The following is a 24,675-nucleotide window of genomic DNA, read 5'->3' as shown; positions in this document are numbered from 1 at the left end:
ATGAATAAGTTTAACCGGAGTTTATGGCTTTCATTATTAGTTTTTCCTTTTGTATTAACTATCACTTTTTTACCACTTTATTTTATTCTATTTTTTATCAATATGATTGTTTTGGAAGGATATTTTGAGAATCAAAGTATTCTTACTTATTATGTGATTGGAATTATTGCTATAGTCATAATTAATTTTTTATATGGAAAGATTATTCTGGGCCATAAAATTAAAAAAGGAAAGATATATAAGGTGCAAGAAAGGTTTTTCATCAAAAAAAAAGATACTTACACCTACACATCTGAAACTGTTTCTAATAGTGATTATTTTAGATTATATTTAATAGGGGAGGATAAAGAAGAAAAAGGGATATATATTTCTAAAGAGGATTATAAGAGAATTAATGAAAAAACAAGTATTATGCTGGTATATTTCGAAATAGTAGATATACCAATAGAGGGATTTTATGAAGATGAAAAATTAGATTTTTTTCGCTTTTTTGTTGTGAAAAAAATGAAGCATTTTGTCAGACAATTAACATACTGGCGATAGTTAAGCTTTATATAGACACGTAAAATATGAAAATCGTAAAAAAAGTTATAAATATTGGTTTTACATTCTTATTGATATCTTGTGTAAAGTCCCAAAACTCTAATTATATATGTAATGATTGTAGTAGTTTTGATTTGTCTAAAATCTCTTTTAATGAAGATGTTGATCAACTTACATCAAAAACAGAAGTGTTCAAAACCGTTTTTGTAAATGAGGGATGTGAAGAGAAAAGAATGGAGGACATTTTAAAAGCTGATAATGTATGCGCTTTTAAATATAATCTTTATGAAACTCCAAAGAATAAGATACATTTGTCATTCTCAGATAAGTTTAAATTTAATAATCTTCATCTATTAGCTGATTCAAAAAAAGGATTGGTTGCCTATTCTTCTTCCGAGGATTTCAATGGAGGAGAGAAAGGCTTTACATTGTTTGTAGACTTTTTAACAAAAAAGTTGAACACAAAACCACAATATAATATTTTGCTTATGGATGAAACTATTGTTTATCAGTGGGATACGAACTCTTATATTTATCAATTAACAAGGGCAAAAAATAAACAACAAAAAGAGGCTGTAATCAATGGTAAAACAATAGCGGATAGTTATTATTATGTAACATTAAGTGTATATCAAAAAGATAAATTAAATGCAAAAATTAAAAGCATTATTCCCCGTAATGAAAACTTCATTATCTACAATGATAAGTATTTTAAAAAGTAAAAACTACTTGTATAGCTGGAAGTTATTAGATAAATGAATTTACATTCAATTATTACAAAAGCTCACAATATTGTGGGCTTTTGTAATAAATATGCTGTGCTTGATGTGTTTTTAATTTATAATTATGATTAATTGTTTATAAAAGCATTATTATTTATAAATATAAAATGAATATGATTGAATTATGAGTTGTATTGAATAATTTTGAACTATGTTTTAATGATTTTGATTCTATTTATTATTAATTTTTTGTATAGATTTTGCTGAGTTAATGTGGTATTTTGAGAATTTTTTTCTATTTTTAAGGTAATTATTAAATCCATAATCATATGAGAAAAAAATATTCACTTAAGCAAAAAATATTATTTATTTTGGCCTTTGCAGTAGCTCCACTTGGAAGCTTTTTGGACGCATGTACCAGAGTAGTATACAAAGGACCTGAAAATAATGTAATCACTGCCAGATCAATGGACTGGAAAGATGAAATAGATGCTAATTTATGGGCTTTTCCTCGCGGTATGCAGCGGGACGGAAATGTTGGTGCTAACTCTATAAAGTGGACTTCAAAATATGGTAGTGTGATTACAAGTGCTTGGGACATAGCCACTACTGATGGTATTAATGAAAAAGGACTTGTTGCAAATGTATTATGGTTGGTAGAAAGCCAATATCCAAAGTTTAATCCGAAAGGAAAATCCAAAGGTGTAACTATTGCTGCATGGGCACAATATGTACTGGATAACTTTGCAACGGTAAAAGAAGCTGTAGATGAGCTGAAAAAAGAGAAATTCGTTATTGTTTCTGATTTTATTCCGGGAACACAGAAATTTACAACTTTACATTTGTCTATTTCTGATGCTATGGGGGATAATGCTATTTTTGAATATATCAATGGTAAATTAGTGATTCATCATAGCCCTACTTACACGGTAATGACCAATTCACCGGAATTTAACAAACAATTAGCAATTAATCAATATTGGCAGGGAATCCCCGGAACTGTTATGCTGCCGGGAACCAACCGTGCTGCAGATCGTTTTGTGAGAGCTTCTTATTATATCAATGCTATCCCGCAAACCGCGGATGTGCGTACTTCTGTTGCCAGCGTATTTAGTGTAATTAGAAATTGCTCAGTGCCTTTTGGTATTTCTTCAGAGACCGAGCCAAATATTTCTTCTACAAGATGGAGATCTGTTGCAGATCATAAGAATCTGGTATATTATTTTGAAACTGTAAAAACACCTAATACATTCTGGGTAGATCTTAAAAAATTAGATTTTAGTAAAAATGCTCAGGTGAAGAAGCTAAGTGCCAGTAAAAATGAATCTTACGCCGGAGAGACATCACAGCAGTTTGTCGCGGCTAAGCCTTTTACATTTATCGGAATATAAATTGTTAATCGAGAAAAGAGGCTGGTTATGATAATGATCAGCTTCTTTTTGAATAAAAACGGGCAATCAAAAATGATTGCCCGTTTTTATTATGATAATCTTTGCTGAATAAATATTCAGATAAAAAGGTTATTGCTTATTCAGTATATTTTTTGAAAATACTTGTTGCAATATGCCCGCCAAATCCAAATGTATTGTTCATAGCGTAGATGACTTCTTTGTTTTTCTTTTTACCGAGTGTAAAGTCAAATACATCCTTATATGCAGGCTCCGGTTCCTGTGTATTAATTGTTGGAGGGATAATATTTTCACTTACAGTCTTAATACAGGTGATTGCTTCAACGGCACCAGCTGCCCCCAGTAAATGGCCAGTCATCGATTTTGTTGCGCTAATATTCAGATTATTCTCTCTTCCAAAGACCCTTTCTGCAGCATTAAGTTCACTAAGATCTCCTTGTGGAGTAGAGGTTGCATGAACATTTAAATAATCAATGTCGTGTGGTTGAATACCGGCATCTTCCAGGGCAGCAAGCATCCCAAGATATGCACCTACTCCATCCGGGTGAGTTCCGGTAAGGTGATATGCGTCTGCAGCCATTCCGCCACCTACAATTTCAGCAATAATATGAGCACCTCTTTTCTTAGCACTTTCCAGCTCTTCCAGAATTACAGCGCCAGCACCTTCTCCTATTACAAAACCATCCCGGTTTACATCAAACGGTCTTGATGCTGCCTGAGGATTTTCGTTGTTTGTAGATAAAGCTTTAGCAGAATTAAATCCTCCAACAGAACTCTCTGTAATGGCAGCTTCAGATCCTCCGGTAATGATCATATCAGCCTTGTTCCATTTGATGTAATTATAAGCATCAATAATGGCCGTATTAGAAGTAGCACATGCAGATACCGTAGTGAAGTTTACACCACGTAATCCATATTTTATAGAGATAACTCCAGAGGCGATATCTACAATCATCTTCGGTATAAAGAACGGACTGAATCTTGGAGTTCCGTCTCCTGATATATATTCTGTCATTTGTTGCTGAAACGTTTCGATACCTCCGTTTCCTGATCCCCATATTACGCCAATACGGTTTCTGTTCATCTTCTCAAAATCGATGTTTCCGGTTTTTACAGCTTCTTCTACAGCAACCAATGCATATTGAGTAAACAGATCGTATTTACGAGCCTCGGCCTTTTCAATAAAATCCAGAGGATTAAAGTCCTTAAGCTCGCAGCCGAATTTAGTTTTAAATTTTGAAGTATCGAATCTGGTAATTGGGGCAGCGCCGCTTTTACCTTCTGTTAATGATGTCCAAAAGTCATTTATATTATTTCCTATCGGAGTCACCGCGCCGATACCTGTTACAACTACTCGTCTCATAGTTATGATATTAAATCGTTTATAATCGTATTTTTTATTTCCTGAAAATTCTGATGGTAAGTTATTCTTGAAAGATGTTCAGCTCCCAGAATATTGGTGATAATCATCAATGCTTTTGTATGATGATCCATACTATAATTAAAGAAACCTTCCTTTTTGCCATCTTTTAAAGTATCTGTAAGCCAGTTAAGTGTATTGTCCGTTAAGATTTTCAGCTCAGCCTGAACCTCTGGCTCAAACGAATAATAATCATTGGATAATGACCCCAGAATACTGATGCGCCCTTCAGATTTTGCAACCGCATAAACGGATAGAAATTTTATAAGCTTTTGAAGCGGATTTTCATTCGCTATTTTACGCTTAAACTTTTCTAAAAGGATATGGTGCTTCTGAATAATGGCTATAACCAGTGTTGTTTTCGTTGTGAAATGATAATGTATTGAGGCATTTTTAATACCCAATTCCTTTGATATGTCACCAAAACTAAAGGCATTATAACCTTTTTTCCGGATCAGGTTATCTCCTAACAAAATTATTTTTTCACGTGTATTCATAATGCAAATATACTTACCTACTAGTAAGTAGGCAAATTTTTTAATCAAAATATAAATTAAATTTTAGAGTTAATTTCCATATTATCAGTAACAACCTGCTTTTAAGGGTTGAATTCAATAATGACTTGTATGAAATTTTAATTTATGCACATTAATTAAACTAGTTAAATGCATTGCGATTTGGCATGTTGTAATTTTACCTAAAAATAAAAAGACATGGAAAACAAAATATTAGGACTGCATCATATTACAGCAATAGCTGATAATGCAAAAATAAATCTTGACTTTTATACGAAAGTATTAGGTGTACGCCTTGTAAAAAAAACGGTAAACTTCGATGATCCCGGAACCTATCATTTCTATTTTGGGAACGAGACGGGAACTCCCGGGACTATATTGACCTTTTTCCCGTGGGAAGGAATTGGTCAGGGGACTAATGGAGCTGGTATGGCAACTCATATCGGTTACTCAGTTCCAACAGGAAGTATTGAATTCTGGAAAAACCGTTTGATACAAAACGGAGTTAATGTAGAAGAAGGAAGTATTTTTGGTGAAAAAATGATTTCTTTTAAAGATCCGGATGGTCTGCAATTACAATTTATAGAACCTGAAAATGAGGACAGCCGAAATGCCTGGACTATAGATGGAATAAGCAATGACAATGCACTAAAAGGTTTTCATAATGTAACACTTACCTTGCAAAAGGCAGATCCAACTATAAAAGTGTTAACAGATGTATTAGGTTACAGTCTGCAAAAGCAGGAAGACAGTCACTATCGCTTCACAACTGATACTATAGACACAGCTAACTTCATTGATATTATAGAGAATCCTTCTGTAGCATATGGACGAAATGCTGCCGGAACAAATCATCACATTGCCTTTCGGGTAAAAGATGAAAATACTTTGATGGAATACCGTGAAAAAGTATTGTCAGCAGGACTTCAGATAACGCCTAAGATAGACCGGGATTATTTCTATTCGTTATATTTCCGTGAACCAGGAGGTGTTTTGTTTGAGATTGCTACGGATAACCCAGGATTTATGCGGGATGAAGAATTGGCAGAATTAGGTACACATCTTAAACTTCCAAAACAATATGAAGGGATACGTGGTAAAATAGAAGAGGCTTTACCTAATCTGTTATGATTTTAGTAAATTTAGGGTAGGTTCCTGGTTTTCTTATGGGAGACTACCCTGAATTTAAATTATAAGTAAGAGAGACTTAATTTGGAAACAACAGCAAAAAAATAAAAATGGAAAGAACAGAAATTGTATTAAATACAAATCAGCAAGGAGAGATACAGCTATTTTCTGATGACAGAAAAGCCGGGAAAATGGATGTTTCCGTAGCTGAAGGAAAGTTAACAGTATATCACACCGAAGTAAATCCTGAGTATGAAGGCAGAGGGTTTGCTAAATTGTTATTAGAGAAGCTGGTTTCTTATGCCAGAGAAAATAACCTGAAGATTGTACCGCTTTGTCCATATGTTCATGCACAGTTTAAGCGCCATACTGAAGAGTATGCAGATGTATGGTTTAGACCACAGGCCTAATTGTAAAAGTATTAATAGAGATGTCATTAATTACAGGCTTGCATCATGTAACTGCAATAACAGGAGATGCACAGGAAAATATTGATTTTTATACAGGAGTACTTGGACTTCGACTTGTTAAAAAGACCGTAAATTTTGATTATTCAGAGGTTTATCATTTTTACTTCGGAGATGAGTTCGGGACACCGGGAACTATTATGACGACTTTTCCGTATGGAAAAGGTTTGGTAAACGGCAGACATGGAAAAGGAATGCTGAATACAACTGCTTTCTCTGTAGCAATGGACGGGTTGGATTATTGGCTGGAAAGACTGGATCGATTTGGGATTCCCTATAAACAGCCTCAGGAGCGCTTTTCGGGGGAAGTGTTTATTTATCTGGAAGATTATGACGGACTGGGGCTGGAGCTTGTATTCAATACAAAAGATCTGCGCAAAGGCTACAGTAAGGGAACTATTCCTGAAGACTATGCAATAAAGGGAATTCATCATGTAGAAATTTGGTTAGCATCCTATGAACGTACGGCTGCATTACTCACAACACAGATGGACCATGTACTTGTTTCTGAAAGTTCCGACCGTTTCAGATTTGCAACCGAAAATGCTCCCGGAAAATATGTAGACTTATTGTGTACACCAGCTGCATTAAAAGGTCTTGCAGGAAGGGGAACTGTACACCATGTTGCTTTTGCTACACCAGATGCCGAATCTCAACTGGAAATGATGAATAAACTGGACCGATTTGGTCTGGAACATACAGAGGTAAAAGACCGGAAATATTTTACTTCCGTGTATTTTAAAGAACCGGGTGGTGTTTTATTTGAAATTGCAACCTCCGGACCTGGATTTTCTGTAGATGAGGAATTGGCATCATTGGGAGAGAACCTAATGTTACCAAAGCAGTTTGAGAAGGAAAGAACACATTTAGAAGAAGTATTACCCCAATTTGTTTACCCGACAGAAAAATTTAAATAAATAATGAAACATATTCTTGATATAAAAACAGCCGGAGCTCCTTTAGATCGGGCTGAGAAAGTTCTTATCATGATTCATGGAAGAGGCGGAAGCGCTCAGGATATATTAAGTCTGGCATCCCATCTTCATGTAGATGATTATGCATTGGTGGCACCACAGGCTACTCACCAGACGTGGTATCCTTACTCATTTATGGCGTCTGTAGAACAGAATGAACCTTGGTTGTCCTCGGCACTTGAGGTTGTATCGCAAACCGTTGAAAAAGTTCGAAAAGAAGGCATAAAACCAGAGAATATATATTTCTTTGGTTTCTCTCAGGGGGCTTGTCTTACGTTAGAGTTTTTAGCACGCAATGCTCAGAGATTTGGAGGAGCAACAGCAATTATTGGTGGAGTTATCGGTGATAAAATTAATCGAGATCATTATAAAGGAAATTTTGAACATACTCCCATATTGATAGCGACAAGCAATCCTGATTTTCATGTTCCTGTAGAAAGAGTATATGCGACAACAAATATTCTGAAGGAGATGGGAGCTGACGTTACCGAAAAAGTCTATCATAATTTTGGACACTCCATTAATCAGGAAGAATTAGAATTAGCCAATACACTAATTTTTAAATAGGTGGTCAAGTTATACCTGAAAAAGTAAATTATTTCTTTAATAGATTTCAGAGAAGAGAGTATATGAAAATAACCCGTATATACAACGATAGTAATGGGAATTCCCATTTTGAAGATGTAGCTGTTGCTTTATCGGATTATGGAGCCATTGGATTTTTATCCCAGAATATTAAAGTCAGTCAGTTACAATTTAGAAAAGTAGTACCGGAGTATGACTATGATTTTCATTGTGCTCCCCAGAAACAGTATATTGTATTATTGGATGGCGGGGTAGAGATTGAAACATCTTTAGGACAGAAAAGAGTCTTTCAGTCGGGAGAAGTTTTATTAGTAGAAGATACAATAGGAAAAGGGCACAAAACCAAAAATCTGGAACACAAAGAGAGAACATCTTTGTTTATACATATTGATTGAGTTTAGAATAATAAATAAAAAATAAAATGCACGAGAATTTACTTTTAGTCCTGGGACTATTGGTTGTGGTTATGTTATTGGTTATGCTGGCTCAGAAAATTAAGATAGCATATCCTATATTTTTGGTCTTAGCAGGTTTGGGTATTAGTTTCATTCCCGGAATACCGGGGCTTAAACTCGATCCTGAGATTATATTTTTAATCTTTTTACCACCAATACTTTATGAGGCTGCATGGTATACTTCCTGGAACGACTTCTGGAAATGGAAACGCCCTATATCTTTATTGGCATTTGGATTGGTATTTTTAACCTCAGTAATCGTTGCCTATACTTCCCAAATGATTATTCCTGGATTTACACTGGCATTGGGCTTTCTATTGGGGGGAATTATTTCGCCTCCGGATGCTATTGCAGCAACAACAGTACTAAAAGGATTGAAAGTTCCTAAAAGAACATTAGCCATACTGGAAGGAGAAAGCCTGGTGAATGATGCCTCTTCACTCATTGTTTTTCGTTTTGCATTGGCAGCAATTCTTACAGGTAGCTTTTCGATGCAGGAAGCCACCGGACAATTCTTTATTGTAGCCGGTATGGGAATTATTGTAGGGATATTGGTAGCACATATATTTTATGCAATTCACAGATTTTTGCCAACAACTCCGGCTATAGATGCAGCACTTACGGTTATTACACCTTATGTACTTTATTTAGTGGCAGAACATTTTCATTTTTCAGGAGTAATGGCAGTGGTTAGCGGTGGACTTTTCATGTCATTCAGAGCTCATGAAATGTTTAAAACCGGAAGTACAAGAGTAAATATGACCGGAGTTTGGAACACACTCATCTTTACGATGAATGCTCTTGTATTTATTTTAATAGGATTAGAGCTTCCGGAAATCATTAAAGGATTGGGACAGACTTCTATTGTTCAGGGAATACAATATGGGGTGTTTATCAGTCTGATTATTATTGTAGTCCGTATACTATGGATTTATCCTGTGGCACACATTCCTCGTTGGCTAAGTAAGAACATTAAAAAAGATCCCTCACCAGGGTGGAAAAATCCACTTATTATTGGCTGGGCAGGAATGCGGGGCGTTGTATCTCTGGCCACAGCACTGTCTATTCCGGTGTTGATGAATGATGGTACTGCTTTTCCGTTCCGAAGTCTTATTATATTTATAACCTTCGTTGTCATCTTTATAACGCTTGTATTTCAGGGGCTGACATTACCGCTCATTATAAAACTAACGAAAATTGGAGAGCTGGATGCAATCCTCCCTTCACATGAGCAGCAGGCAGGTATCCAAATAAGATTAGATACTGCTGCAATCAATATGCTGGATAATAAGTATGAAGAAGAAATGCAGCATAATAATCTTGTAAGAGATTTTAAAGAACATCTTGAAAAAGATTTTAAGATGCATGAAAAACATTTGAGCTCATTAGAGGTTTGTAGTAACAGGCAAAAGGATTTAAAAGAGTATCATGAAGTAGTTTTGGATATTTATGCTATGCAGCGTAAAGAGCTATTTAAAATGAAAAGAGAAAAACTATTCAGTGATGATGAAATCAGAAAGGCAGAATCGCAGCTTGATCTGAATGAATTAAAAATAACAGGAAATAAACATTTGTAAAACACCTTGGATAACCAACATATAAAAATGAAAACATTAAATTTTTTAGTTCTCGGAAAGAACAAGGAAATTCTGGAAGTTTTAAAAAGACTTATCGAAAATAATGAGGGGTGGAATGCGGAATTACTTTTTGATGAAGATGCATCATATGAGTATCTGAAAACTAATAATGTTGATATTCTCCTTCTGAGTTCAGGATTGGATTTAGAATATGAACAAGAAATAAAAAAATACACATTATCTTTAGACAAAGATATTAAAGTGATAGACCACTACGGAGGCGGAAGCGGACTACTTAAAAATGAAGTATATAGCCTTTTTCCGGATCTGAATTCTTAAAATTTTAAATTATGTTTGAGAAAATTATTGAAAATGTAACCAGATGTATTGAGCTTACTGAAGAAGAGAAGCAAAGCTTTACAGATCTTCTGGATTGTAAAGCTATACCCGCTAAAACTATTTTGCTTCGCGAGGGCGAGATCTGCCAGTTTGAAGGTTATATTCATAAAGGCTGTATTCGAACCTATTATATAGATGAAAATGGTTTTGAAGTAACATTATATTTTGCTGTTGAAGACTGGTGGGTAAGTGATATCGCATCTTTTCATGAACAAAAACCTTCCCGCCTTTATATAGAAGCATTGGAAGACTCTGAAATATATATGCTGACACCGCAAACGAAAGATATACTCCTAGAATCTATTCCTAAGTTTGAAAGAGTTTTCAGAATGCTGGTGCAAAGGAATCTTACAACACTTCAGAACCGTCTGGTTAATACTATATCTAAACCAGCAACCGAACGATATCTGGACTTTATAAAAGTATATCCGTCTATTCCTCAGCGGGTTCCACAGTATTATATAGCTTCTTACTTGGGCGTTTCAAAAGAATTTGTAAGTACCATCAGGAAAAGACTTTCCAATAAATAACATTGCTGTTTTTTTATTTATTGCCAGGTAGCTATGCTATCTGGCAATTTTTTTTGTACACCAAATCATTTATTAAACTAGTTAAATGGAATTGGTTTTTGATGAGTGTAATTTTGACCTATCAAAAAACAATACTAATGGACAGAAAAGATTTCATAAAAAAAGGCTTGCTTGGTACAGGTATTTTTGCAGCATCTGCTGCTCTGGGAAATCTCCTTAAAAATGATATTGATGAGATTGAACCACTAAAGCCTATTGGTTTTAATCATCTGCCAAGTGGCGATTCCAAAGTAAAAGACAATTCAGTACTGCACAAGGCAGATTCCAGAGGTGTTGCGGATCATGGCTGGTTATTAAGTCATCACACCTTTAGCTTTGCAAACTATCATAATCCGGAGCGTATGCATTTCGGCGTATTAAGAGTGCTGAATGATGATAAAGTAGAAGGCGGGAGAGGATTTGGAACTCATCCACATGATAACATGGAAATTATTAGCATTCCGCTGGAGGGAGACCTGGAGCATAAAGACAGTATGGGAAACCTTGCTGTTATTAAAAGCGGTGATGTACAGGTGATGAGTGCCGGGACCGGAATTATGCATAGTGAATTCAACAAGAACAATGACCAGCTGGTAAAATTTCTACAGATATGGGTATACCCTAAAAAAAGAAATGTAGTACCAAGATATAATCAGATTTCTCTCAATATAAATGACCGTTATAATAAGTTTCAGCAAATTCTGTCTCCTGATCCGAATGATGAAGGTGTATGGATTCATCAGGATGCATGGTTTCATATGGGATCATTTGACAAGGAATTTATATCAGAATATCAGCTTAAGAAAGAAGGTAACGGTATATATGCCTTCATTATAAAAGGAAGTGCTGTAATAGAAGAAACAGAACTTCATGAAAAAGACGGTTTTGGAATATGGAATGTTTCCAAACTTCAAATAAAAGCATCAAAGCCAGGAACAGAAATCCTATTGATGGAAGTTCCGATGACGCTGTCCTAAATAATCTATTTGAATATCCGTTTATTAGCCTAAATTTCAAATATTTGAGTAAAAGCCTTTATTAAAGATGAACATATTCAGTTTTACTGCAAATTTTGGAACAGAAGAAGATTGTAGAACCCATTTTAAAGGCCAAAGAGATCTACAAGGAGTAATTTGCTCCAAATGCAATTCTACCGAACACTATTGGAAGCAAGATAAATGGAACTATGAATGTAAAAAATGTAATTACAGAACCTCTATACGAAAGGGAACAATAATGGAATGCTCCAAACTATCCTTTTTGATTTGGTATAAGACCATGTTTTTGATGAGTGTAACGAAGAAAGGATTTTCTGCTAAAGAAATCCAAAAACAATTAGGCTTGAAGAGATATGAGCCAGTCTGGACAATGGTTCATAAATTGAGAAAAGTTATGGGCAACCGAGATTTCCGGTATACTTTAAAAGGGATAATTGAGTTTGACGAGGCTTATTTTACAGTAGAATCCAACGAAATAGAACAGGAAAAAGGAATCCGTGGAAAGGGAGCAGTTGGCAAACAAAATGTAGCGATGATGGCGGATCAATACCATTACTAATAAGCCATTTGGAGCTTTATTAGTAAACCAATAGTCCAAATAAAATTTATCTTATTGATTATCTCTGGCTCTTATTAAAGAAAAACAGAAAAGGTTACTATTCTCTTGGGTATATTATATTATAACTTTATCCTTAATTAATACTTTTCTGATGATAACAAAAAATATTTATCTATTACTATTATTATCGGTAGTTTGGTATTCTTAGGAAGGATTGTGTAACACAAACTTGTTAAATATATTCCTATTCAAATGTAATAACATGGCATTTAGTTTTTAGCCTTACAGTAATAGTTTATAAGAAAATTTTAAATAAAATGAATCAACTTACAATTATAGATAAATAGGAAGTAAAGCTCAATAAAGTTAGTGATATTCATTCAAATGTAGAGGTTATTAAAACTGGAGATATTCAGGTGATGAGTGCCAGAACAGGTATTATGAGTAGTGGGTTCAATAAAAATAATGATCAGTTAGTGAAATTTCTATATATATGGTTGTATCCTAAGAAAAAAATGTAGCACCAAGGTACGATCAGGTCACTCTTGATATGAGTAAAAGACATAATAAATTTCAATAAATACTCTCTTCTAATCCAAATAATGAAGGTTTTTCTGGATTCATCAGAATGTCCGGTTCAAATTGGGTAGGCTTGATAAAGACTTCGATCCTACACATTCAGAGATGAGATTCAGCAATGTTTCCGATAAAATTAACAGAAAAGATTTTGGGCTAACCTGGAACGCTTCATTGGAAACAGGTGGTGTGCTGGTTGGAGAGGAAATAAAATTAACAGCTGAAATACAGCTTATCAAACAATAAATTATAGTAATACATTAATTAAATACTTAAAAAAATGAAAAAAACAATCTTATCTTTTGTATTAGGGCTAATATCACTAAGTGTTTCAGCCCAAAAGCCAAGTCCGGCATTATTAACACCTACTAACCATGCTTTGGTTTTAATCGATCATGAAAGTCAGATGGCTTTTGCAACAAAGAGTATTACAACCGAAGAACTGAGAAATAATGTTGCACTTACAGCAGGAGCTTCTAAAATATTCAATGTTCCGACTGTTGTAACAACTGTTGCCGAAAAATCTTTCAGTGGTCCGGTTTTCCCTGAAATTTCTGAATTCTACCCGGAACCTTATATCGATCGTACAACGATGAATACCTGGGAAGATGTTAACGCTTATAAAGCTATTACCGGAAAAGGTAAAAAGAAGCTTGTTTTTGCAGGACTATGGACAAGTGTATGTATTGTAGGGCCTGTACTTTCTGCAATTAATGATGGATATGATGTCTATGTAGTAACGGATGCTTCGGGAGACGTTTCTAAAGAAGCACATGATCAGGCGGTAACACGTATGGTTCAGGCTGGAGCACATCCGGTAACAGCAACACAGTATATTCTGGAATTGCAAAGAGACTGGGCGAGACAGGGAACTTATAAAGCAGTTACCGATTTAGTAAAAAGATACGGAGGTGCTTATGGTTTGGGAATGCAGTATGCGCACGACATGTTAAAACACTAATCTAATCTAAAGGCAGGCTAATTGCCTGCCTTCTTAAAACTGTTTCATTATGAAATCATTAAACAGAATCGTTCTTTCATTATTACTGATTAGTGGAAGTGTTATAAAAGCACAAAAAGCAGATATCATTGTTACGAATGGAAAAATTACAACTTTAGACGGAAGAAGTCCCGAAGTACAGGCTGTGGCAATTTCCGGAAATAAGATTTTGCAAACCGGAACAAATGCTCAGATATTAAAACTAAAATCCACAAATACAAAATTAATAGATGCGAAAGGCAAACGGGTTATTCCGGGATTATTCGATAGTCATTTGCATGTGATTCGCGGTGGACGTTTTTATAATACGGAATTGCGTTGGGATGGTGTCACTTCATTAAAGAAAGCATTGCAAATGCTCAAGGAACAGGCTGCCCGTACACCCAAAGGCCAGTGGGTGCGTGTTGTAGGTGGTTGGAATGAATACCAGTTTGAAGAAAAGCGTCTTCCAACCCTTCAGGAAATAAATGAAGCAACTGGAGATGTTCCAACATTTATATTATATCTGTATGCAAAAGCATGGTTGAATAAAGCCGGATTAAAAGAACTGAAGATTACTGACGATACAGCTAACCCTATACAGGGATTGATAGAAAAGGATACTAATGGAGATCCGACCGGGTTATTGGTTGCAGAACCCAATGCATTCATTTTATATTCAACTCTGGCAAAATTGCCTGAGCTTTCACACGATGAAAAAATAAATTCAACTTTACAGTATATGACCGAGCTTAATCATTTGGGTATTACTGCGGTAATGGATGCAGGTGGAGGATTTCAAAATTTTCCGGATGATTATGGGATTACCGATGAATTAAATAAACAAGGAAAAATCACAGTGAGGCTGCCTTATTATTTGTTTGCTCAGAAAAAAGGAACCGAACTGGCTGACTATACAAAATGGACCGGAATGGTAGATATAGACCACCATGCTTCGAATGGACATAATGAAGTTGATTACTATGTAAATGGGGGTGGTGAAAATTTGGTTGCCGACGCTGCGGATTTTGAGAATTTTTTATTTCCACGCCCCGAGTTACCGGCTACTATGGAGAAAAATATGAAAGAAGTCCTGAGTTTGCTGGTGAAGAAACGTTGGCCATTCCGTATACATGCTACTTATAATGAAAGTATTTCCAGAGATCTAGATGTAATAGAAGCTGTGAATAAAGAAACACCTCTAAACGGATTACCATGGTTGTTTGACCATGCTGAAACGATAAGTGAGGCGAATATGCAGCGTATAAAAGCATTGGGAGGAGGTATAGCAATTCAGCACAGAATGGCATATCAGGGTGAGAGCTTTATTCACCGTTATGGCAAGAAAACAGCTTTGGCTGCACCTCCGGTAAAACGTATGCTGGAGCTTGGAATTCCTGTAGGACTTGGTACTGATGGTACACGTGTAGCCAGTTACAATCCATGGGTAGCATTATACTGGATTACTTCCGGTAAAACCGTTGGCGGAGCTCAGGTAATGGCCAAAGAAAATACACTTGACAGAAAAACAGCATTAGAACTCTTTACCTATGGTGGTTACAGTCTTATTAAAAATACTGATAAAGGTAAAATCCAAAAAGGTTTCTTCGCAGATTTGGTGATTCTGGATCAGGATTATTTCAGTGTTGAAGAATCTGAGATTAAGAATATAACAGCTAAGCTGACAATTGTGGATGGTAAAATAGTATATGGTGATACTGACTATAAAGCTATTGCACCTAAAGCACTGGAAGTTATTCCGGAATGGTCTCCTGTCAAGTATTTTGGAGGCTATCAAAAAAACTAAATTATAACGAGACAATAACCTAATCTATTATTTTATTATGAAACCAGCACAAAGTTTATTAACGCCGGACAATCATACCCTGGTACTTATAGATTTCGAAGGACAAATGGCTTTTGCCACCAATAGTCATTCTATGCAGGAATTGCGTCAGAATACCGGACTTATCAGCGGGGGATCAAAAGTTTTTGGAGTGCCTACAATTGTAACTACAGTAGGAGAACATCATTTTGCGGGGCCTGTATTTCCGGAAATTTTGGAATACTATCCAAAAGAAGAATATGAATATATTGACCGCACATCCATGAATACATGGGAAGATGAAGCTGCTTATAAAGCAATTATCCAGCCCGGAAAAAAGAAAATTGTAATGGCTGGATTATGGACAAGTGTATGTATTGTATACCCTGCACTATCTGCTATTGAGGAAGGCTATGAAGTATATGTAATTGCGGATGCCTGTGGAGACGTAACCATGGAGGCACACAACAGAGCTATGGAAAGGATGGTTCAGGCAGGAGTACAGCCTGTCACTTCGGTACAGTATGTTTTGGAGCTTCAACGGGATTGGGCAAGGCCAACAGGCGGAGCCGTATCCAGACTTATGAAAAAATATGCAGGAACGTATGGAATCGGAATGCAGTATGCTGAAGGCATGCTCAGACATTAGAAAAAAACACAATGAAAAATATTTTATGAAAGCTAATCTATACTCAGCCCTTGAGTAATAGTTTTGATTTAGGAATGCTTATATTCAGAGTTTTGCTATCTGTAGAACTAATATATGCACATGGATTAAAGAAAATCGGAATAGGGGTTGGAGAAGCGGAAATAGTGCCTAATCCATTAGGGCTTCCCGATGTTTTTAATAGTCTTTTTGCTGACGCTGCCAATCTTATATTTCCATTGTTTGTTATAATGGGTTTAATGACCAGGCTGGCTGTATTACCTATTCTGGCTGTAACGCTTACCGGTTATTTTGTGTTGCATTTTCATGATGCACCACTTATAAAGGATACCCCTTATATGTACAGTCTGTCTTATTTACTTATTTTATTTTTTGGTGCCGGAAAGTATTCTTTGGACTATCTGATTGAAAGAAAAATGAGGGTACAATAGAAATTTGGTTTAGAGAAGACGAAATTAAACTAGTTAAATCAATAAAGATAATAACCCGAATAAATTTGTTGTCATTATTAACAACCGCACTAAAAACAAACTAATACCTATATGAGACTACTATTAATTCTTTTGCTATTATTTTCAGCATATGCTTTCTCACAGAATTTTCCGGCATTTAAGCTGATGCGGTATGATGAAGACTATTCTTTTCTTAAAGATTCAACCCGCAGTTTTTATAATTCTGTAAAGTATATGCCAGTCACTAAGGATAAAAAAGTCTTTCTCTCCTTAGGTGGTGAGGCCAGAGCCGAGTTTGTAGATTTTAACAACGAGGATTGGGGGCGTCTGGGCATAGGAAGTAACCCCTTTTTGCTCCAAAGATATAGTATTCATGCAGACCTGCATCTTGGAAAGCGTATCAGAATCTTCGGACAATTACGCAGTGCGTGGGAATCCGGGCGTAAAAATGGTCCCCGCATAATAGATGAAGATCACCTGAATATACAAAACCTATTTATAGATGTAGATATTATTAAGAATCAGAAATCCAGCCTTACTTTAAGAGCCGGAAGACAGGAAATGAATTATGGCAGCGGCAGACTTATCTCTGTGAGAGAAGGTCCTAATTTGAGGTTGTATTTTGATGGTGCAAAGCTGATGTATAAAAGAGGCAACTTTAGTTCCGATGCATTTGTAATGGCAGACAGCAGAGTGGGGACCGGAACTTTTGATAATCATTCTACAAAGAAAATAAATCTGTGGGGAAGTTATAATACCTTTATTTTTCCTAAAAGTGGAAATTTAGAATTATATTACATTGGAATTCATAGAGATAATGTGGCTTTTGAAGATGGACTTTCCGATGAAAACAGACATACAGCAGGCGCGCGATTCTGGAGATATGGCGGGGGATTTATTTATAATATAGAGGCAGCATATCAGTTTGGTAAGTTTGGGAAGGGTAATATTAGTGCCTGGACCGGATCAGTAGATATAGGTTATCTGTTCGAGAATATTAAAGGAAAGCCTACAATCAATTTAAGGAATGATTATATATCAGGTGATTCGCAGAAAGGTGATGGCAAATTGCAAACTTTTAATCCAATATATCCCAAAGGCGGTTATTTTGGTTTTAGCCCACAGATAGGCCCTGTAAACCTTATTGATATACATCCTTACGCAACTTATAATATTACGGATAATATGGCTGCCCAGGCAGATGTAGTACTCAATTGGAGATATTCCCTTCAGGATGGGATTTACAGGCCGAGTGGCAGTCTGAATCTGCCTTCTTCTAATTCTCAAAAGAGATATATAGGAACGGCCTTCTTAGGAAGTATAACTTATAACATTAACCAATTCCTGAGTTCAACTACGGGAGTACAATATTTTAAAACCGGCGGTTTCATCAATGATGTGGTTCCGGATCATAAAGACGGATTATTTATTAACACAAAACTTGTATTCAAATTTTAAACAATTATTTTATGAAAACTATAGAATTCAGAAGCCTGAAAAAATCTTTAATGATTTTTGGTTTCTCATTAATGACAACAGTAAGTTTTGCTCAGCAAACAGCCACTTCAAATTCATCGGCAACTCCTACAGCTATTGGAACAACCAAAACATGGGGAAGTATAGACGGAGTACAAATGATAGGAATGGTACAGGGACCTTCCGCTGCAAATGCAGAATTACAGGTAGCCTGTGTATTCGAATATACCGAAGGTGATATTTTTGTTTCTCCGCCTGCGCTACCGGCGGCACTTAACGGATTGGTGCATTTGGATGAAGCCCTTAAAGGAAAGCTTACAGAAATCCGCAAAACCGGAGAGTTTAAAGGACATGCATTGGAAACACTTTTACTGACGCCTCCTACAAAGACTCTTGGAGCCAGAAAGTTATTATTAATAGGATTGGGTGACCGCAATAAATTTACACCGGAATTAATGATATCAGTTGGTGAAATTGCAACCCGCGAAGCATTGAAATTAGGTGTGAGCAACTTTGCATTTGCTAGTGATCTTAAAGATGCCGGAATAGATTCTCCAACAGCTCTGGTTGCCGGAAATGTGGTAAGAGGAGTGGTCAATGAATACCGGACTCAGAATATTCTGAAATCACAGAAATTAACTACTTTCAAACCTCTGAATAAAGTATTCTTACTGGCAGGACCTTCTTTTTTTACAGTTGCTGGCGGTGGGATAGCTGAAGCGATTGCACAGTATAAAAACTAAACTAAAAAAGCAGGAGTTTTCTCCTGCTTTTTTTATACTGATTATAATTTTTTTATAATTCGTCCTTTTTTATCAAGCAAAACCTTTTTATTTTGGAAGGTTATTGCTTGCCTTATATCCTTTTTAAAGGGAATTATCTTTTTAAATCTTTGACCGGCTTTATTGATATAACCTGATTCGGTTACATTTCCACCCCAATACCAATGTACATCTGTTAGAGAACCTCCCTCTCGGGCAATCTGTGAAGCAGTTTTTCCATTGTCATAAATTCTTTCTCCACCTATAGAATATTCTGCTAATCCGTCTTTAAAAGGTGTTACAAAATCAAACTGAGCACTAATAATCTTTTCTCCGCTAAGATTGGCAAAACCAATTTTTTTCCCTTCAGTATATCTGAATAGACCTTCCTCTACATAGTCAGGTCCGTTATCGTAGATATAAGGTCTTAAAATAATACTTCCATTTTTACTTATTCCTGTCCATCCTTCTTTTGAATCCAGTACAATTGCCATTTTACAGAGGTCGTCAGAGTAAGCTGAGATAAACTTCGCAGGGATTTTTATTACATTATTATGGTTTTTATAACCATATAGTGCTGTTCCTGAGGCTGAATCTGAGAATATTCTATAGCACTCATTTTTATCCTGAGCTGCACAAAAGATTATAGGTATAAAAAGGGTAATAAAAAGAAAACGAAAATTCATAGCAGGGATGTGTTAATACCAAATATATAAATTTTGTTATTATTTTTTAGATTTTGATTCTTGTTCAAAGCTGTAAAATTTTACCCGGTCGATTTCCATTTCAACAGGTAGTTGTTTAGGATCTACTTTACCAACCCAGGAGCCTCCAAGCTGCATATCCAGCAACAGGTAATATTTGTGATCTGTAAAAGGAAATTGCCCCTGTTTATCTGTTTTTATGCGGGGATAAGAAAATGTTCTATGGCCGTTGATGAAGAAGGCAAGGCTGTCACTGTGTAACTCCACTGCATAAGTGTTGAAAGAGTCTGGTTTTATTTTTCCGGTACTTCCGTGTTTCGGATTATTTTTTATGTTAAGTATGTGTGTATAATAACTGTGAACAGTCTGGTAGGCAATGCTGTCATGATTTAGTCTTTCCATAATATCTACTTCACCGCCCTCAGGCCATTTACCATTCTGGGCTAGCAACCAGAAGGCCGGCCAGGCTCCTTTTGCAGCATTTAGTTTAGCCCTCACTTCCCAGCGTCCTAATCCAAAAGCAACTTTATCTTTAGTATAAATGCCACCCGTAAGAAATTTTGCGGTATCCTGAGATAGATTGGTATTATTAATTCCGCGGAGTATTAGTTTTCCATTTTTCATATCATAGCATTTCTCATCGTTACTCATATGTCTGTCCCAGTCAGAAGTTCCTCTGGGAATCTTGCTCCAGTATTTGGCATTGAATGCTTTTTTATCGTTAAAATTATCCTGCCATACAAGTTTCCCTTTGTGGTACTGATTGCTGACTGAGCATGAGTATAGAAAGAGGAACACTGGGCAAAGCAGAAATATACGGAGCATATTTCTGGTTGAAAGTTGATTTTTCATGGTAGGTTGTTATTAGTTTTGTTTTATGGAATATAAAGATAGAAAATACCAGGCAGAGTGGTGTGAATAAAAGTATCCATTAATTTATAGTGATTTTATAGGACTAAAGAAGATCAAAAATATTCTCGATAAACTATATTCATATATAAATACAATTTGTTATCATTGTATTTACGATATCATAATATAATAGAGATTCAGAAATGGTTAAAAAAAGTTTTTTATTGATTTTGCTTTCAATATATTTTATTTGTTTAAGTCAAAAAAATGATAAAATTAATATTGCTAAAATAGACACTACTGAAGTCATTCCAATAGGAGGAATTAAGCAGTTCATTAGTATAAAAGGCAATAACAAAGAAAAACCGATTCTTCTATTTTTGCATGGTGGGCCTGGTACATCATTAGTTGCTGTTTCTGAAAAATTTACAGATAAGCTGAAGGATGAATTTGTGGTTATAAACTGGGACCAGAGAGAAACCGGAGAAACATTAAAACTAAATTCAACGCAACAAAATCTGACTCCAGAACTTCTAAAAAATGATGCTTATGAAGTTGTCAATTACCTTTTAAAAAGATTTAAGCGTGAAAAACTGTTTTTAGCTTCTCACTCATGGGGATCTGTTCTTGGTTTTGATATTGCTAAAAATCATCCCGAATTATTATATGCCTATATTCCGATAAGTGCAATTATCGATATAAATAAATCGTCAGAATTAACGGTAGATATGCTGAAAAAATGGGCTGTTAAAACGAATAATATGACAGCAACGGAAGAGCTCAATTTAATAAATATTCCTTTTACAATGCCTGATGATTTATTCTATTCCCAGAAATGGTTATTTATTCATAACGGAGTAGATTTTGCTAAAAAAGAAGATTTTAAACCTACTTATTACAAATGGCTGGCAATCTGGTTTCCGATGTGGAAAAAATCTGTAGAAGGAAGTCTTTTTAATACACTTCCTGAAATTGATACTCCGGTATATTTTATTGAAGGAAATGGAGATAAACAGAAATCACATTACCTTGTTGAAGATTACTATAAATTTGTTAAAGCACCGAAAAAGGGAATGTTCTGGATGAAAAAATCCGGACATACCATTTTTAATACAGAACCAGATAAATTACAAAAAGTAATCATGGAGAAGATAAAACCAGAAGTATTTGTCCAGTAAATGGTTTTATTTATATCATCATGTACCTTTATTCAGGTTTATAAATTCTGATTTATGAAAGAAATAGTTTCTGCTGAGCTAATAGAAAAATGGTTGAATGGCTGGTCGGTATCAAGAGGAGTATCACTACCGGTTAAATATAAGTCAGGATTTAAAATAGAAGTTGGTTGGGAAGAGCAGAAAAGCCGTTATGTTTTCCCTTTTCTAAATAAAGATTTAATTGATTTAGCAGAATCGATTGAAGAACCGTGGGTTTTTCTTAAAGTCTGCGCTCCCTGCAACGAGCTTACAGAAATCTTACCTGATCGATGGACCATTCAGCCACAAGGCTATCTGATGATGGGTGAAAATAATCCTGAGAAGTTTGAAAACCGATTACTAGCAGACGGCTATAGTATGGAAACTGAAGTTTCTGATGATGGAGTTTACCTCATTAAGATTAAAGATAAAAATAATGAGTTAGCCTCTTCTGGCAGAGTTGTATGTATTGACGGTTGGGCTATATATGACCGAATAGAAACCAGTCAGTTTCATCAAAGAAAAGGATTGGGAAGTTATTTATTTGCTGAACTTCAGAAAATAGCAGAAAGAAAGGGAATTGAAAATAATATTCTTGTTGCTACAGAACAGGGGCGTTTATTATATGAATCTTTAGGTTGGAAAGTAGTAAGCCTGTATACCTCTGTTGTTATTGTTCCTTAAAAACATTTACTTAAGCTGAATTTTACATTATCATAAATAAAATATCTTTATTAAGAATAGAAACATAATACAGATACAATTGGGTAATACTATTTTTTATGTGTTTATTATTTGTTTTATCTTTATAGTTGCTTTCGGATATTCTAGATTAATAATTATGAGTATTCGCGCTCTACACACAATGATTTATGATGAAAAATTCTTACTTACTAGTAGTACTAATGCTTTTTCCTCAGTTCGTATTTTGTCAGAACTTAAATGAGAGATATACTGAATTAAGAAAAGAAGTAAACAACTCTCCTGATAATGTCATAAAAGAAAGCAAAATATTAAAAGAGAAAGCTTTAAAGACTAATACATTCGATATTGTATCAAAGGCTGACTATATTACAAGTTTTGCATTTTATTTAAAAGGAAGTCCTGATTCCTGTATTTATTATGCTAATGCCGCTATTGAATCTGCTAAAAAGAACAATTACAATGAAGGAGAGGCGCTGGGATTGAGGATTCTTGGTACGCAGTATGCTAAGATGGGACTGTTGGACAAATCCAAAGAACTGCTTGATCAGGCACTTGTTTTGGTTTCGAAGCAACAAAATGATGAAGCTTATGAAATTAAAGGTGGAATTTATGCCTCTTTACTTGTGCTAATGGATAACAATAAGGAACTGGATAAAAAGATTATCGTTGCCCAAAAAGGCATTAATAGTTATTTGAAAGTAAGTAGCGAAGTTTCCAGAAAAGAATTACTGCCTTCAGCATATACGAATCTAAGCTATCTCTACTCCAAAACCAAGAAATATGATTCGGCTTATGTATATTCACAAAAGGCTTTGGAGTTTATTAATGCTAATGATACTTACAAACTGGCTTTTACTTATCATGATATTGGCTATCTTTTAGCGGCACAGGGTAAATACTCCGAAGCTATCGAGCAGTATAAAAAAGCTTTAAGCTATTGCAAGGGAGAGAGCTTTTACGATAAAAAACTAGAGATCTTACAAGGCCTTTCCGAGGCTTATGGAAATGCAGGTGATAGTAAAAATGCACTTTATTATTTACAACAATACCAAAAACTATATCTAAATGGAACTCAGAAAAATCAGCATGCTGTAAATGAAATATACAATGCGACCAGTAAGCCGACTCCTATCAAAGTAGCTCCGGTTTTAATAACGACGGCCTGTATTGCTTTTGGATTGGTAGTCATTTATTTCTTTTTAAACTATAAAAAGAAGTCTGAAAAAATAAATAGTTCACAGAAAGAGAAAAAAGAAACCCTGCAGATTGATGTTAATATAAGTACGGAAACAGAAGAAAAAATTCTTTATAATCTCAACGAATTCGAAAAACAGGAAGCCTTTGTAGATAAAGAAACTTCCTTATATAGCGTTGCCAATAAATTCCAGTGTAATACAAAATACTTATCACTAGTCATAAAGAGGCATAAAAATAAATCATTTGTTCAATATATTAATGACCTTAGAATACAGTATGTTATTAATAAACTGAAAACAGACCCTAACTTTAGTAAATTTAAAATCTACTATCTTGCAGAACTCTCCGGATTTTCTTCACAAAGAGCCTTTACTTCTGCATTTACCAATAATACCCAAATGAAACCTCTGGAATATATAAAGAAATATTATTCTAAAGAGTAAGAGTCTGTTTAAATTTTATAGTTAATACTCTTCGATAATTTAGTTCGTCAAGCTCACTATAAACTGGCTCATTACAGGCTTAGAGCTTAGAGTGACATTGTTTATCTAAAATATCTTTCTTTATAGGTGTCAGACTGAGCCTGTCGGAGTCTAGATTATTTTTGAATTAAAATCTAAACAGGTTCTAAAGGAAGACTTTAAGAGATATTTTGTCAAATCAGAATGCTATTCTTAATCTGAAATCATAAGATTATTTTGATTCTTAATGTAGGATTTCAGAAAAGTGCTACCCATTTTAGTAAAACATAATGTAATAAAGTGGATTTATGCAATATGCTTATTATTAGCGCGTTGCTGCTTTTAATATATTCGTTTTTCTGAAAATGAACCTGTTTTTTTATTGTTATTTCCTTTATTGTATGTGCCTTTTCTTTTAGGGTAATACATGAATTTTCATATTTGTAATAAATTTTTACGATCACAATTCCTAATCCACATGTACGGGAATTTATTAATAGACAA

At 35.1% G+C, this 24,675-nt stretch carries 26 protein-coding genes and 2 pseudogenes; 24 read left to right on the top strand and 4 right to left on the bottom strand.

Features of this window, described 5'->3' with window-relative positions:
- The 3 genes from AYC65_RS09945 (at window position 1) to AYC65_RS09935 (ending at window position 2,656) form a co-directional block, all read left to right on the top strand.
- Complete coding sequence (locus tag AYC65_RS09945) at window positions 1–543, top strand: hypothetical protein (RefSeq protein WP_233174271.1); 543 nt, start codon at window positions 1–3, stop codon at window positions 541–543.
- A 26-nt stretch (window positions 544–569) separates the two neighbouring features.
- On the top strand, window positions 570–1,265 hold the full coding sequence (locus tag AYC65_RS21070) for a hypothetical protein (protein ID WP_234300291.1): 696 nt from the start codon (window positions 570–572) through the stop codon (window positions 1,263–1,265).
- 329 nt (window positions 1,266–1,594) lie between these two features.
- Window positions 1,595–2,656, top strand: a complete 1,062-nt coding sequence (locus tag AYC65_RS09935; protein WP_078674527.1) for a linear amide C-N hydrolase — start codon at window positions 1,595–1,597, stop codon at window positions 2,654–2,656.
- Window positions 2,657–2,792: 136 nt separating this feature from the next.
- Here the strand turns inward: AYC65_RS09935 and fabF are convergent, their stop codons facing one another.
- Window positions 2,793–4,037, bottom strand: coding sequence for a beta-ketoacyl-ACP synthase II (fabF, locus tag AYC65_RS09930; protein ID WP_034870565.1), 1,245 nt, complete (start codon window positions 4,035–4,037; stop codon window positions 2,793–2,795).
- 2 nt (window positions 4,038–4,039) lie between these two features.
- Window positions 4,040–4,591, bottom strand: a complete 552-nt coding sequence (locus AYC65_RS09925; protein ID WP_034870564.1) for a TetR/AcrR family transcriptional regulator — start codon at window positions 4,589–4,591, stop codon at window positions 4,040–4,042.
- A gap of 216 nt (window positions 4,592–4,807) precedes the next feature.
- Here AYC65_RS09925 and AYC65_RS09920 point away from each other — a divergent pair, with 216 nt between their 5' ends.
- The 18 genes and pseudogenes from AYC65_RS09920 (at window position 4,808) to AYC65_RS09835 (ending at window position 19,038) form a co-directional block, all read left to right on the top strand.
- On the top strand, window positions 4,808–5,740 hold the full coding sequence (locus AYC65_RS09920; protein WP_034870563.1) for a ring-cleaving dioxygenase: 933 nt from the start codon (window positions 4,808–4,810) through the stop codon (window positions 5,738–5,740).
- 107 nt (window positions 5,741–5,847) lie between these two features.
- On the top strand, window positions 5,848–6,147 hold the full coding sequence (locus AYC65_RS09915; RefSeq protein ID WP_034870562.1) for a GNAT family N-acetyltransferase: 300 nt from the start codon (window positions 5,848–5,850) through the stop codon (window positions 6,145–6,147).
- A 20-nt stretch (window positions 6,148–6,167) separates the two neighbouring features.
- Window positions 6,168–7,121 (top strand): VOC family protein, encoded by a 954-nt coding sequence (locus tag AYC65_RS09910; protein WP_034870561.1) that lies wholly within the window; start codon window positions 6,168–6,170, stop codon window positions 7,119–7,121.
- A 3-nt stretch (window positions 7,122–7,124) separates the two neighbouring features.
- On the top strand, window positions 7,125–7,745 hold the full coding sequence (locus AYC65_RS09905) for an alpha/beta hydrolase (RefSeq protein ID WP_034870560.1): 621 nt from the start codon (window positions 7,125–7,127) through the stop codon (window positions 7,743–7,745).
- A 62-nt stretch (window positions 7,746–7,807) separates the two neighbouring features.
- On the top strand, window positions 7,808–8,158 hold the full coding sequence (locus AYC65_RS09900) for a cupin domain-containing protein (RefSeq protein ID WP_034870559.1): 351 nt from the start codon (window positions 7,808–7,810) through the stop codon (window positions 8,156–8,158).
- Window positions 8,159–8,184: 26 nt separating this feature from the next.
- Complete coding sequence (locus tag AYC65_RS09895; RefSeq protein ID WP_034870558.1) at window positions 8,185–9,795, top strand: Na+/H+ antiporter; 1,611 nt, start codon at window positions 8,185–8,187, stop codon at window positions 9,793–9,795.
- 27 nt (window positions 9,796–9,822) lie between these two features.
- Window positions 9,823–10,134 (top strand): hypothetical protein, encoded by a 312-nt coding sequence (locus tag AYC65_RS09890; RefSeq protein ID WP_034870557.1) that lies wholly within the window; start codon window positions 9,823–9,825, stop codon window positions 10,132–10,134.
- An 11-nt stretch (window positions 10,135–10,145) separates the two neighbouring features.
- On the top strand, window positions 10,146–10,724 hold the full coding sequence (locus AYC65_RS09885) for a Crp/Fnr family transcriptional regulator (RefSeq protein ID WP_034870556.1): 579 nt from the start codon (window positions 10,146–10,148) through the stop codon (window positions 10,722–10,724).
- A gap of 137 nt (window positions 10,725–10,861) precedes the next feature.
- Window positions 10,862–11,740, top strand: a complete 879-nt coding sequence (locus AYC65_RS09880) for a pirin family protein (RefSeq protein WP_034870555.1) — start codon at window positions 10,862–10,864, stop codon at window positions 11,738–11,740.
- A 67-nt stretch (window positions 11,741–11,807) separates the two neighbouring features.
- Window positions 11,808–12,305, top strand: a pseudogene (locus tag AYC65_RS09875) (IS1595 family transposase); the annotation flags it as partial.
- 434 nt (window positions 12,306–12,739) lie between these two features.
- On the top strand, window positions 12,740–12,841 hold the full coding sequence (locus AYC65_RS21065) for a cupin domain-containing protein (protein WP_234300290.1): 102 nt from the start codon (window positions 12,740–12,742) through the stop codon (window positions 12,839–12,841).
- A gap of 175 nt (window positions 12,842–13,016) precedes the next feature.
- Window positions 13,017–13,142 (top strand): annotated as a pseudogene (locus AYC65_RS09865) (YceI family protein); the annotation flags it as partial.
- A 34-nt stretch (window positions 13,143–13,176) separates the two neighbouring features.
- A complete protein-coding gene (locus tag AYC65_RS09860) occupies window positions 13,177–13,857 on the top strand; it encodes a hydrolase (protein ID WP_034870553.1) in 681 nt (226 codons plus the stop codon).
- A gap of 49 nt (window positions 13,858–13,906) precedes the next feature.
- Window positions 13,907–15,682: an amidohydrolase gene (locus tag AYC65_RS09855; protein ID WP_034870552.1), complete on the top strand. Its 1,776-nt coding sequence runs from the start codon at window positions 13,907–13,909 to the stop codon at window positions 15,680–15,682.
- A gap of 37 nt (window positions 15,683–15,719) precedes the next feature.
- Window positions 15,720–16,349, top strand: a complete 630-nt coding sequence (locus AYC65_RS09850; protein ID WP_034870551.1) for an isochorismatase family protein — start codon at window positions 15,720–15,722, stop codon at window positions 16,347–16,349.
- A 50-nt stretch (window positions 16,350–16,399) separates the two neighbouring features.
- Complete coding sequence (locus AYC65_RS09845) at window positions 16,400–16,798, top strand: DoxX family protein (protein WP_200289559.1); 399 nt, start codon at window positions 16,400–16,402, stop codon at window positions 16,796–16,798.
- 111 nt (window positions 16,799–16,909) lie between these two features.
- Window positions 16,910–18,277, top strand: coding sequence for an alginate export family protein (locus AYC65_RS09840; protein ID WP_034870550.1), 1,368 nt, complete (start codon window positions 16,910–16,912; stop codon window positions 18,275–18,277).
- Window positions 18,278–18,288: 11 nt separating this feature from the next.
- Window positions 18,289–19,038 carry a M17 family peptidase N-terminal domain-containing protein gene (locus AYC65_RS09835; protein ID WP_034870549.1) on the top strand — a complete coding sequence of 250 codons (750 nt, stop codon included), beginning with the start codon at window positions 18,289–18,291 and terminating at the stop codon, window positions 19,036–19,038.
- 41 nt (window positions 19,039–19,079) lie between these two features.
- Here the strand turns inward: AYC65_RS09835 and AYC65_RS09830 are convergent, their stop codons facing one another.
- Together AYC65_RS09830 and AYC65_RS09825 are read right to left on the bottom strand one after the other, a co-directional pair.
- Window positions 19,080–19,742, bottom strand: a complete 663-nt coding sequence (locus AYC65_RS09830; RefSeq protein ID WP_034870548.1) for a WG repeat-containing protein — start codon at window positions 19,740–19,742, stop codon at window positions 19,080–19,082.
- Window positions 19,743–19,781: 39 nt separating this feature from the next.
- Window positions 19,782–20,612, bottom strand: a complete 831-nt coding sequence (locus AYC65_RS09825; RefSeq protein WP_034870547.1) for a glycoside hydrolase family 16 protein — start codon at window positions 20,610–20,612, stop codon at window positions 19,782–19,784.
- A gap of 230 nt (window positions 20,613–20,842) precedes the next feature.
- Here AYC65_RS09825 and AYC65_RS09820 point away from each other — a divergent pair, with 230 nt between their 5' ends.
- From AYC65_RS09820 to AYC65_RS09810, 3 genes are all read left to right on the top strand, one after another.
- Window positions 20,843–21,790 (top strand): alpha/beta fold hydrolase, encoded by a 948-nt coding sequence (locus AYC65_RS09820; RefSeq protein WP_234300288.1) that lies wholly within the window; start codon window positions 20,843–20,845, stop codon window positions 21,788–21,790.
- A 54-nt stretch (window positions 21,791–21,844) separates the two neighbouring features.
- Entirely contained in the window at window positions 21,845–22,492 is a 648-nt protein-coding gene (locus tag AYC65_RS09815; RefSeq protein ID WP_034870545.1) for a GNAT family N-acetyltransferase, read from the top strand.
- A 188-nt stretch (window positions 22,493–22,680) separates the two neighbouring features.
- Entirely contained in the window at window positions 22,681–24,153 is a 1,473-nt protein-coding gene (locus AYC65_RS09810; protein WP_034870544.1) for an AraC family transcriptional regulator, read from the top strand.
- Window positions 24,154–24,675: the final 522 nt, after the last annotated feature.

The sequence above is a fragment of the Elizabethkingia bruuniana genome, assembly GCF_002024805.1.
GTDB lineage: Bacteria > Bacteroidota > Bacteroidia > Flavobacteriales > Weeksellaceae > Elizabethkingia > Elizabethkingia bruuniana.
The sequence above is the reverse complement of the archived record's forward strand: the minus strand, read 5'-3'. Positions and strand labels throughout refer to the sequence as shown.

Bases quoted from the DNA above. Each gene is read 5' to 3' on its own strand.
- AYC65_RS09945 (WP_233174271.1), top strand. From the start codon at position 1: ATGAATAAGTTTAACCGGAGTTTATGGCTTTCATTATTAGTTTTTCCT.
- AYC65_RS21070 (WP_234300291.1), top strand. From the start codon at position 570: ATGAAAATCGTAAAAAAAGTTATAAATATTGGTTTTACATTCTTATTG.
- AYC65_RS09935 (WP_078674527.1), top strand. From the start codon at position 1,595: ATGAGAAAAAAATATTCACTTAAGCAAAAAATATTATTTATTTTGGCC.
- fabF (WP_034870565.1), bottom strand. From the start codon at position 4,037: ATGAGACGAGTAGTTGTAACAGGTATCGGCGCGGTGACTCCGATAGGA.
- AYC65_RS09925 (WP_034870564.1), bottom strand. From the start codon at position 4,591: ATGAATACACGTGAAAAAATAATTTTGTTAGGAGATAACCTGATCCGG.
- AYC65_RS09920 (WP_034870563.1), top strand. From the start codon at position 4,808: ATGGAAAACAAAATATTAGGACTGCATCATATTACAGCAATAGCTGAT.
- AYC65_RS09915 (WP_034870562.1), top strand. From the start codon at position 5,848: ATGGAAAGAACAGAAATTGTATTAAATACAAATCAGCAAGGAGAGATA.
- AYC65_RS09910 (WP_034870561.1), top strand. From the start codon at position 6,168: ATGTCATTAATTACAGGCTTGCATCATGTAACTGCAATAACAGGAGAT.
- AYC65_RS09905 (WP_034870560.1), top strand. From the start codon at position 7,125: ATGAAACATATTCTTGATATAAAAACAGCCGGAGCTCCTTTAGATCGG.
- AYC65_RS09900 (WP_034870559.1), top strand. From the start codon at position 7,808: ATGAAAATAACCCGTATATACAACGATAGTAATGGGAATTCCCATTTT.
- AYC65_RS09895 (WP_034870558.1), top strand. From the start codon at position 8,185: ATGCACGAGAATTTACTTTTAGTCCTGGGACTATTGGTTGTGGTTATG.
- AYC65_RS09890 (WP_034870557.1), top strand. From the start codon at position 9,823: ATGAAAACATTAAATTTTTTAGTTCTCGGAAAGAACAAGGAAATTCTG.
- AYC65_RS09885 (WP_034870556.1), top strand. From the start codon at position 10,146: ATGTTTGAGAAAATTATTGAAAATGTAACCAGATGTATTGAGCTTACT.
- AYC65_RS09880 (WP_034870555.1), top strand. From the start codon at position 10,862: ATGGACAGAAAAGATTTCATAAAAAAAGGCTTGCTTGGTACAGGTATT.
- AYC65_RS21065 (WP_234300290.1), top strand. From the start codon at position 12,740: ATGAGTGCCAGAACAGGTATTATGAGTAGTGGGTTCAATAAAAATAAT.
- AYC65_RS09860 (WP_034870553.1), top strand. From the start codon at position 13,177: ATGAAAAAAACAATCTTATCTTTTGTATTAGGGCTAATATCACTAAGT.
- AYC65_RS09855 (WP_034870552.1), top strand. From the start codon at position 13,907: ATGAAATCATTAAACAGAATCGTTCTTTCATTATTACTGATTAGTGGA.
- AYC65_RS09850 (WP_034870551.1), top strand. From the start codon at position 15,720: ATGAAACCAGCACAAAGTTTATTAACGCCGGACAATCATACCCTGGTA.
- AYC65_RS09840 (WP_034870550.1), top strand. From the start codon at position 16,910: ATGAGACTACTATTAATTCTTTTGCTATTATTTTCAGCATATGCTTTC.
- AYC65_RS09835 (WP_034870549.1), top strand. From the start codon at position 18,289: ATGAAAACTATAGAATTCAGAAGCCTGAAAAAATCTTTAATGATTTTT.
- AYC65_RS09830 (WP_034870548.1), bottom strand. From the start codon at position 19,742: ATGAATTTTCGTTTTCTTTTTATTACCCTTTTTATACCTATAATCTTT.
- AYC65_RS09825 (WP_034870547.1), bottom strand. From the start codon at position 20,612: ATGAAAAATCAACTTTCAACCAGAAATATGCTCCGTATATTTCTGCTT.
- AYC65_RS09815 (WP_034870545.1), top strand. From the start codon at position 21,845: ATGAAAGAAATAGTTTCTGCTGAGCTAATAGAAAAATGGTTGAATGGC.
- AYC65_RS09810 (WP_034870544.1), top strand. From the start codon at position 22,681: ATGATGAAAAATTCTTACTTACTAGTAGTACTAATGCTTTTTCCTCAG.